This is a genomic window from Streptomyces sp. MB09-02B (genome assembly GCF_033794485.1).
In the GTDB taxonomy this organism is placed as follows: Bacteria; Actinomycetota; Actinomycetes; order Streptomycetales; family Streptomycetaceae; genus Streptomyces.
Genome location: NZ_JARGEE010000713.1, coordinates 1 through 2,644 on the forward strand (window position 1 = coordinate 1; position 2,644 = coordinate 2,644).

Annotated in this window: 4 protein-coding genes; 2 read left to right on the forward strand and 2 right to left on the reverse strand. The window is 73.0% G+C overall.

Translation table 11 applies throughout. From position 1 onward, the window contains the following. Window positions 1-86: 86 nt before the first annotated feature. Entirely contained in the window at window positions 87-671 is a 585-nt protein-coding gene (locus P1P70_RS43185; RefSeq protein WP_319247764.1) for a hypothetical protein, read from the reverse strand. 135 nt (window positions 672-806) lie between these two features. Further along, window positions 807-1,166 carry an Ig-like domain-containing protein gene (locus P1P70_RS43190; protein WP_319247766.1) on the reverse strand — a complete coding sequence of 120 codons (360 nt, stop codon included), beginning with the start codon at window positions 1,164-1,166 and terminating at the stop codon, window positions 807-809. Between the two features lie 436 nt (window positions 1,167-1,602). On the opposite strand from P1P70_RS43190, the gene P1P70_RS43195 reads away from it, so the two are divergent. Both P1P70_RS43195 and P1P70_RS43200 read left to right on the forward strand, forming a co-directional pair. Further along, a complete protein-coding gene (locus P1P70_RS43195) occupies window positions 1,603-2,106 on the forward strand; it encodes a SigE family RNA polymerase sigma factor (RefSeq protein WP_319247768.1) in 504 nt (167 codons plus the stop codon). Continuing rightward, window positions 2,096-2,644 (forward strand): L,D-transpeptidase (locus P1P70_RS43200; protein ID WP_319247770.1); only part of this gene is annotated, 549 nt, incomplete at its 3' end. The genes P1P70_RS43195 and P1P70_RS43200, both read left to right, overlap by 11 nt.

The following is a 2,644-nucleotide window of genomic DNA, read 5'->3' on the forward strand; positions in this document are numbered from 1 at the left end:
AAGGTGCGGGCGGGGAGGGGAACGAGGGGGTCCCCGCGGTGCGGGAGCGGGAGCGGGACGGTCCCGCCCGCTCCCGCACGGCCGGGTCAGCGCAGGCGCAGCTGGGAGTACACGCCGCCCTTGGTGTCGAGGACGGCCACACCGCGCAGGAACTCCTGCCCGTCGTCCACGGTGGGCAGGTCGGCGATGGCGTACCAGACGCCCCAGCCCGGCTTGCCGGGCAGCTCGATCAGCTTGCCGTGGACGGTGCCCGTGCTCGTGCGGACCGCGACGCGGGAGGCGGTTCCCTTGCCCCCGTAGTAGACGCCGGAGAGGTAGTAGCGTCCCTCGAACGCGGACGCCTGGAGCGAGACGCCCGGTCGGCTCCGGTCGATGTTGCCGTCGACGACGCTCCGGAACTGCGGGAAGTCGGGCAGGTCCGGCTCCAGCCAGTGCTTGCCCTCCTCCGTCATCCAGAACTCGAATCCCGGCGCGGCGACGAGGTGTTCACCGGGCTGGAGGATGCGCGGAGTCGGCGCCTTCCTGGCCGCCGCCGCGGTGGCAACGGACTCCGCGGCCGCGACCGCCGTGCCGGCGCCGTGCGCCGCCTCCCCCCGCGAGGCGGCGTACGACGTCGTCGACGCCCCCGCCAGCAGCGTGGTCAGCGCTGCGACGGCGACGAGTGTGTGCATCCGTGCCATGGTCATGAACGGACGACCCCCAAAGGTGTGTTGGTCCAGGTGCTTGGTCTGGTCTGACACTCCTGAAACCCGTGAGGCGTACGGGACGGATGACACCGGCGGAACACTTTTTTTCCCCGGGTTCACTCAGTGGCCGGGCGCGTCCGCGGCGATCAGCGAGCGGCCGACGGTGAAGTGCCGGGTGAGGCCCGCGCCGACGTGGACCGTGACCTTCGTGCCGGGCTTCCAGGGGGTGAGCGGACGGAAGTCGACGCGCTGCCCGTCGGCGAGCGGCCGACCCGTCACCCAGCTCCAGGAGCCCTCGGCACCGACGTCCATCGTGGTGACCTTCAACTGGCCTTCCACGGCGGCGCGTGCGGACTGCGGGACCGGGTGGGCGAACGTGACCGATATCGGCAGGGGTACGCTCACGGTCTGCCCCTCGGTGACGTTCACCCGCACGCCGTCGAAGGCGGGCAGCGGCATGGCACCCACGTCCGCGTCCACATTCCTTCCCGTCGTCTTCCCGGCGGTGTCCCCTCTCGTCTGCCCTCTCGTCTGCGCTCTCGTCTGTCCTCTCGTTTCCCCTCTCGTCTCCCCGACCGTCTCTCCCGTCGCTTCCTCCTGCGCGTCCGCCCGGGCCTGGGCTCCGGGTATCTCGCTCGGCCCCTCGACCCGCACTCCCTCCCCGCTCCCCGCACAGCCCGTGAGCGCGAACGCGACCGCGCACGCGGCCGTCGTGACGAGCACGTGCACCGGACGCCGGAGCGGCCCCGCCCCGACGCCACGGCTCCCCTCGGCCCTGCTCCCCGTGGTCATGGTCTCCCCCAGTCGCTGACGGCATGTGTTTCGATGGGCTGCGGCGTACGTTCGAGACCTGTACGCACGACGGGGGCGACCGGGTTGCATGGCGATGCACGGGACTTCGGACAACGGCGGGGGCATGACCGAGGAAGAGTTCGACGCGTTCTACGCCACCGCCTTCCCCCGCCTGACCGGCCAGCTCTATGCCTTCACCGGGGACCACGGCGAGGCGCAGGACGTGGTGCAGGAGGCCTTCGTACGGGCCTGGGACCGCAGGCGGGACTTCCTCGCCGAGGGGGCGCCCGAGGCGTGGATCAGGACCGTGGCGATGCGGCTCGCGGTGAGCCGGTGGCGCCGTGCGCGCCGCTGGCTGGAACTGGTGCGCCGCGAGCCGCCCGTGGAGCACGCGCCGGGCCCCGATCCCGAGCGAGCCGTGCTGGTCGAGGCGTTGCGCAGGATTCCGGAGGCCCAGCGGATGGCGGTGGTTCTGCACCATCTGTGCGACTTGAGTGTCGAGGAGGTAGCCTCCGAGACCGGTGCCCCCGTGGGCACGGTCAAGGCCCGGCTGTCCCGTGGCCGGGCGGCGCTGGCCCGCGAACTGGCCCCCGGCGAGGGTGCGAAGGAGGACGGCCGTGTCCGATGAACTCACCGTCCGACTGCGCGAGTTGGCCGACTCCGCCGAGACCCTGCCGCCCGGGTCCGGGGCCGAGGTCCGCGCCACCGCCGGACGCCGTCGTCGACGGCGCCGTACGACCGCCGCGGTCGCGGGCGGCTGCGCGGCGGCGGGGCTGGCCGCCGTCCTCACCCTCAACGCTGTCTCGCACGGCACCGAGCAACGCCCGTCCACCACCGCGAGCGTCCCGCCCAGTGCGTCGGCCGAGGCTCCCGACGTCACGGTGGACCTCTCCCGCCGCGTCCTCACCGTCGCCGGCCGCGAACTGCCCATCTCGGCGGGCACGTCGGAGACCCCGACCCCGACCGGCCGGATGACCGTCACCGCCAAGGCCGACGTCAGACTCGTGCGCGCCGCCACGGTCGGCTTCGGCGACGAGTACGACGGGAAACTGACGTGGGTCCTGGAACTGACCCCGGTCGGGACGGACGCCAGGGACTCCACGGACGCCAGGGACGCCACGGGCGGGTCGGGCTGGGCTGAGGCGACCGACGGGACGGACGGGGCC

Bases quoted from the DNA above. Each gene is read 5' to 3' on its own strand.
- P1P70_RS43195 (WP_319247768.1), top strand. From the start codon at position 1,603: ATGACCGAGGAAGAGTTCGACGCGTTCTACGCCACCGCCTTCCCCCGC.
- P1P70_RS43185 (WP_319247764.1), bottom strand. From the start codon at position 671: ATGCACACACTCGTCGCCGTCGCAGCGCTGACCACGCTGCTGGCGGGG.